Source organism: Acinetobacter sp. ABJ-A23_2 (assembly GCF_044538765.1).
In the GTDB taxonomy this organism is placed as follows: Bacteria; Pseudomonadota; Gammaproteobacteria; order Pseudomonadales; family Moraxellaceae; genus Acinetobacter; species Acinetobacter nosocomialis_A.
Window position 1 is genome coordinate 39,823 of record NZ_JBIUCP010000033.1, and the last position, 6,392, is coordinate 46,214.

The 6,392-nt window shown below is 36.2% G+C and carries 5 protein-coding genes and 1 pseudogene; 4 read left to right on the forward strand and 2 right to left on the reverse strand.

The features are described from left to right. Positions 1-21 precede the first annotated feature (21 nt). From ACH63V_RS12330 to ACH63V_RS12340, 3 genes and pseudogenes are all read left to right on the forward strand, one after another. Positions 22-440 (forward strand): annotated as a pseudogene (locus tag ACH63V_RS12330) (PH domain-containing protein). A gap of 172 nt (positions 441-612) precedes the next feature. Continuing rightward, positions 613-1,959: a PQQ-dependent sugar dehydrogenase gene (locus ACH63V_RS12335; RefSeq protein WP_396463644.1), complete on the forward strand. Its 1,347-nt coding sequence runs from the start codon at positions 613-615 to the stop codon at positions 1,957-1,959. 193 nt (positions 1,960-2,152) lie between these two features. Then, positions 2,153-3,304 carry a sterol desaturase family protein gene (locus ACH63V_RS12340; protein WP_396463645.1) on the forward strand — a complete coding sequence of 384 codons (1,152 nt, stop codon included), beginning with the start codon at positions 2,153-2,155 and terminating at the stop codon, positions 3,302-3,304. Positions 3,305-3,349: 45 nt separating this feature from the next. Here ACH63V_RS12340 and ACH63V_RS12345 read toward each other — a convergent pair whose 3' ends face one another. Then, on the reverse strand, positions 3,350-4,003 hold the full coding sequence (locus tag ACH63V_RS12345; RefSeq protein ID WP_311087352.1) for a glutathione S-transferase family protein: 654 nt from the start codon (positions 4,001-4,003) through the stop codon (positions 3,350-3,352). A 229-nt stretch (positions 4,004-4,232) separates the two neighbouring features. Further along, complete coding sequence (locus tag ACH63V_RS12350; protein WP_396463646.1) at positions 4,233-5,435, reverse strand: MFS transporter; 1,203 nt, start codon at positions 5,433-5,435, stop codon at positions 4,233-4,235. 137 nt (positions 5,436-5,572) lie between these two features. Here ACH63V_RS12350 and ACH63V_RS12355 point away from each other — a divergent pair, with 137 nt between their 5' ends. After that, positions 5,573-6,133 (forward strand): TetR/AcrR family transcriptional regulator, encoded by a 561-nt coding sequence (locus tag ACH63V_RS12355; RefSeq protein ID WP_396463647.1) that lies wholly within the window; start codon positions 5,573-5,575, stop codon positions 6,131-6,133. Positions 6,134-6,392: the final 259 nt, after the last annotated feature.

Genomic DNA, 6,392 nt, shown 5'->3' on the forward strand with positions numbered 1-6,392 from the left:
ATATAGAAAGACTCGTTATAAATGAGATTTAGATCAAAAATTGATTGGTGGCTTTTATTAATATTTGTTGTGATCACTGCCAATATTATTTTTAAAATTTATCAAGAAGTTCATCATTCTTCTATAGGCACCAATTTTTCGCATCTCATGATTTATAGTTTAGTCATTTTGGTTATTTGGCTTCCAATCTTTAGCACCTACTATGTGGTAGAAACAAATATATTAGTCATTAAGAGTCTCATTTTCCGTTGGAAAATTAATATTGATGATATTACCCAAATAGAACCTACTCATAATCCACTTTTATCACCAGCGCTCTCATTAGATCGGCTCAAAATTAGTTATATGAAAATGGAAGAATAGCGAAGGTGATGATTTCTCCAAAAGATAAAGAGGGCTTTTTAAATACTTTACATAACAATCCTAATGCTAAGTTTTAATTTGTAGTTATGATTAAGGTGATTTAAGTGCCTAGAAAACACTCGGTTATGTATTAAAATTTTTAAAATATAGACTGTACTGCTCAGCACAGTTAAATAAATAAACTATAAGTCTCTCTCTTAAAGCATTACCCTGTGCATATTGCGAAAAAATAAGAAATGGAGATAAAAGATGCTTACACGTTTTTTACTGCCGATTTTAGGCACAACCGTTGTAGTTCTAATTACTGGGTGTGCTTCATCCTCTCAATATCCGATTGCCGAGAGTTATGGCCCGGAACCAAAATTACCTGAACCTAAATCAAGCTTATTACCGACCGTAAATATAGCACCCGCGCAAGGGTGGCCAAGTGGGGTAATGCCAAAACCGGCAGAAGGTTTAAAAGTAAAAGCATTTGCTAAAGGACTTGAACACCCACGTTGGCTCTATGTACTACCAAATGGTGATGTACTGGTTGCTGAAACGGATGCTCCGCCTAAACCGGAAGACAGTAAAGGCATTAAAGGTAAAATCATGACGTTTGTGATGAGACGGGCAGGGTCATCTCATCCGAGTGCTAACCGTATTACTTTACTCCGTGACACTAATGGAGACGGAGTTGCCGATCAGAAAACCGTATTTCTTCAAAATTTAAACTCACCATTTGGTATGGCGCTAGTCGGTAATAATTTATATGTTGCCAATACGGATGCACTTGTGCGTTTTCCTTATCAAGAAGGCGAGACAAGAATTACTGCTAGTGGCACTAAAGTATTGGACTTACCTGGTGGCTCTTTAAACCACCATTGGACCAAAAATGTCATTGCCAATCGTGACGGGACAAAGCTCTACATTACCGTCGGTTCTAACAGTAATGTTGCTGAAAATGGTCTAGATCAAGAAAAAGGCCGTGCACAAATTATGGAGTTTGACATCGCAAGCGGGCAGTCACGTCCATTTGCAACTGGACTGCGTAATCCCAATGGTATGGCGTGGCAACCTCAAAGCGGTAAACTCTGGACGGTTGTTAATGAGCGTGATGAAATTGGTAGTGACCTAGTACCCGATTATATGACATCGGTTCAAGATGGAGCTTTTTATGGCTGGCCTTATAGTTACTATGGTCAACACGTAGATGTGCGAGTCAAACCACAAAATTCAGCAATGGTCGCTCGTGCAATTAAACCTGACTATGCACTAGGCAACCATACGGCTTCTTTAGGTCTTACATTTTATGCAGCCGAACTGATGCCACAATTTAGAGGTGGGGCATTTATCGGGCAACATGGTTCTTGGAACCGTAAGCCTCACAGTGGTTATAAAGTCATTTTTGTACCATTTAGAAGTGGTCAACCTTCTGGTCCACCGCAAGATATTTTGACTGGATTCCTCAGTGATAAAGGTAAGGCTTATGGGCGCCCAGTGGGGGTGGCAATTGATTTTTCGGGTGCACTATTAGTCGCAGATGATGTTGGTAATACAGTTTGGCGTGTTTCACCTGTTGCTGAAACAACCTATGAGACTCCATATAGAAAATAAATAGCCTATTTCCACGTTCTGAAATAGATAAATATTTATAATAACTAACCAATTGATCTTGTTTTTGGGTTGATTGGTTAGTTTTATTTATATATCTATTTTTAGTCTGAGCTAAATAAGGTTCTTTTTACAATTAATAATTAAATTTTGTTAGCATGCGCGGCATAGAGAATAAGAACTGTTGATATGAATTATGACCGATCAATTAAGAGCAAGATTTGAAAATTTAGAGCTTAATGCAGGTTTAGGAAAAATTAGTGCTTTTATATCCATGGCATTAAGCTTACTTTGCTCATTTGGAGCTTTATGTTTTTTGTTTCCCAGTGTGCTGACAACTCCTGAGTTACGTCCACTTTATGCAAAGCACTATAGTCTTTTTTATTATGGCCTCATTACAGGCATAATCATTAGCGCAGGTTTTGGAGCATTTAGTGCAATCATCCGACAAAATCGATATGGTTTTTATGGTTTATGCTTTGCACTCATAGCAGCAGTATTAGGCTGTGGTGTTATTCATGCTCCAGTCATTCCAAGCGTGCCATTTTATGCAGGCATTGATTATTTTGTACTTACCCTAGTCATCTTGGCTTTTATTTTTATACCCCTTGAAGGCTTTTTTGCTAAAAACCCTGAACAAAAGATCTTAAGAGTGGGCTGGGTGACCGATATGAAATATTTCATGGTCAGCCATATTGGTATTCAACTATTTAGCTTCTTAACGGTTATGCCAATTCAGTATTGGATTACGCATTTGCCTGATAATCCAATTGTGCCATATGTTCAAGCTCAGCCAATTTGGCTGCAATTCATTGAATTGCTCATTGTGGTTGATTTTACGGTGTATTGGTTACATCGAGCCATGCATGAAGTTAACTTTTTATGGCGTTTTCATGCGATTCATCATTCGACTGAATATATGGATTGGTTAGCATCTTCCCGTTTACACGTTGTTGAAGTTTTAATGACTCGCTTTATTGCCACTTTACCGATTTTTCTTTTAGGGTTTCATACTTCTGCTGTTTTTGCCTATTTAATTTTTATTTCGTTTCACGCGATTTTTATTCATTCCAATGTACGTTTTCGCTTTCCATATCTACGTTGGTTTATCGCAACACCAGAATTCCACCATTGGCATCATTCCTCTGAAAAACCTGCGATTGATAAAAATTACGCTGCTTTTATTCCACTCTATGACGTCATTTTTAAAACCGTGTATATGCCAAATCACTTGGCGAGCGTGTATGGTACGGTAGGTTATAAAATTCCAAATAGTTTTATAAAACAGTTTACTTGGCCATTTAAAAAGTATGTAAAACGTTTTTTAAAACGCTGGCGTGACCAGTAAATCTTCATTTTTAGCTTATAAATAAAGAATGCTTAAATAACATCTTTAAGCATTTTTCTTGGTGTCTGCCGCTGCAAAATGAGCCATTTGGTCAGTATACGCTTTTTGAAAAGAAGGGCGTCTAGTCGCTCTCTGAACATATGCGAGACAATGGGGAAACTCTGTTAACCCATCAAATCTATTCACCAAACGTAATACGTCAGCCATAACAATGTCAGCAATAGAAAATGACTCCGTTAGCCATTCTCGCTTAGAAAGAATTGATTCCATATGTTGGAGTCGAGAGAGAAGAAATGCATCAAATTGTTTATGTACGGGAGTATCTGCCTGAGCATTAGAAAATTTTAATAAAGCCCAAGGAAGGCTCGCCATTTCTACTGAATTAAGTGCTGCAAATAACCATTCTATAACTTCATTACGCTGTTTCGGATTTGTAGGTAAAAGCACACTACTACGTTCACCCAAATACAATAGAATAGCGCCACTTTCAAAAATTGAAATATCACCATCTATTAACCACGGAACTTGCCCAAAAGGCTGGTGAGAAAAATGATCATCTCCTCGTTCATAAAAAGATACGCTATTTATTTTATAGGGCATTTTTGCTTCTTCTAAGGCCCATCTTATCCTTATATCTCTTACAAAACCTCGTGGTAATTCTGGAACCCAGTCAAAAGTTGTCAAAATGAAATTATTCATAATAAATTTCCTTATATTTTATAATGATAACTAAAAAATCCTTTTGAGCATTTTATTTATTTAGTATCGACGTTCAGTTTATGAGTGAATTTTGATATTAAAAATAGTGTAACTAATTTCAATAGACATCAATGTAGTAATCGGAAGCTAAATTATTTATTTAAGTATCATTTGTTTTAAATTATTTAAGTCAGCTTCATTTGAGACTGACTTTCTTTTTAACATATCATTATTTACTTTTAATATTTTTAAAAATCATCAGAAGGGCAACAAGTGACAATAAGACAATAAAACAAATATAACTATTTGCTGTATGCATCAGTCCAATCTTACCCACAAAATAGCCAGCTAAAATTGCAGGAATACTAAAAGCCAAATAACTTTCAACGAAAAATGCTGCCATAAGTCCAGCACGTTCTTCTGGAAGAGCCAGCGGCATTACACTACGAATGGCTCCCATAAAAGCCGTACCAAAACCAACGCCAGTAATAATAGAACCTAAAAATAAAACTACAGCATTGGTTAGGTTAATGGCGATGAATAAGACAATGGCACCAATAGCAATCGAGAGCGTACCGGTTAATAAAATACGAAAATTTGTCGACTTTCTAAGCGTTAATATACCTGCCGCACCAGAAAGGGCGAGCGCCATAAACATAATACCGTTTAGCCATGCCGATGAAGTATGGAAAATTTTTGCGAGTAAAGATGGCATGAGTGACAAGAAGAAACCACTAACCATCCAAAGTGCAATATTAATTGGGCTAATACTTAATAACGCGCTTTTCGTTTGCGGAGGAATAGCCATCGTTGGTTTTAAAGAAGCAAGCGCACCAGCTCTTTTTTGTGCAGTCTCTGGGGTAAGAAAACTTAAAATGAGTTCACAAATAAGAAGAAAACATAAGAATTCAAAAACAAGCTGTAACGGGTGAGCGGAGAGCTGCAAAATAGAACAAGTCAGAAAAATCCCAACAGCCATACCTATCATTGGTGCAATACTATTAATCAGTGAGCCATGGAGCTTACTAAAATCTAAAATGGCTGCTCCTATAGCTGAAACAGCAAGCCCTGTTGCGATTCCTTGTAAACCTCGAGCGATAAATAGCATCGAGACATCTGAAGCAAATAAGAAGAAGCTCATTGAAATAATTTGCAGAGAAATGGCGGCAATAATGACTGGTCGACGTCCAATATAGTCAGACAGAGAGCCAATAATCAGTAATGATCCCAGCAGTGTAAAAGCATAAGTTGCAAAAATTAAAGTTAATGTAACTGGTGAAAATTGCCATATCTGTTGGTATAGGCGGTAGAGCGGCGTTGGGGCACTAGATGCAGCCATAAATGTCATAAGCGTAATTGTGTTGAGTGTCAACGCGCTTGCAGCATCTAATTGAAAAACAGCTCTCGACCGTTTTGAACTTGAATTGTTCATAGAACATGAATAACATAAAAGCGAATATTTAGCTTTTATACATTATTTTGACACTAAAGCAAATCCTTAGCTTTAGTGTATTTTGTATATAGATATAAATATTTATAAATTTTTTGATCCCTTTACAGAGTTTATAAATGGCAAAAGTTGTTACTGGATTACGCCCTGGTGGTCGCAGCGAGAGAATACAAACTGCGGTACATAATGCTGTAAAAGAATTACAAAAAGATTTCGAGCAAAGCCAAATTACAATTCCAATGATTGCAGCACAAGCAGGGGTAACGCCTTCAACCATTTACCGTCGATGGGGCGATATCAACCAGCTATTTTCAGATGTAGCTTTAAATGAACTCAAACCAGATATGGAACCCAAAGATTTAGGTTCATTTGAACGAGATATCACAGCATGGGTTGAACAATATTTTGAAGAATATGCTTCCGAAGTTGGGCAAGATTTATTACGAGACGTACTCTATACGTCAAATTCGGATTCTAACAATGCCCGTAAATGTGAAACCTTAATTATTCAACAACTCGACATTATTCAAAATCGAGCAAAATTACGTAGTGAGTTCACTATACCGAACCAAGAAATAATCGAGACTGTAATCGCACCTATGCTATTTCGGATTTTATTTACCAATCAGGAATTAAGCCTAGATTACGTACATGGTCTTTTAAAACGCCTATTTGTTTAAAGTAATAGGCGTAACTTCCTATTTTTTAGCTAAAAAATAGCTTATTTAAATAGCTCATCAAATAGGCTTTTTTTATTAAATAACTATATATCAATATTTCTTATTATTTAAAAACTAAATTCTCATAATTTAAAATAAACATGAAATTGTCTTAATCATTTATTTTAAAAATGATGTTTTTGTTGAATTAAAAATAAAAGATAAAAGCTCATAAAGAGATTGTTAATAGAATTAATTAAATAACAAACAAGTGGTTAGG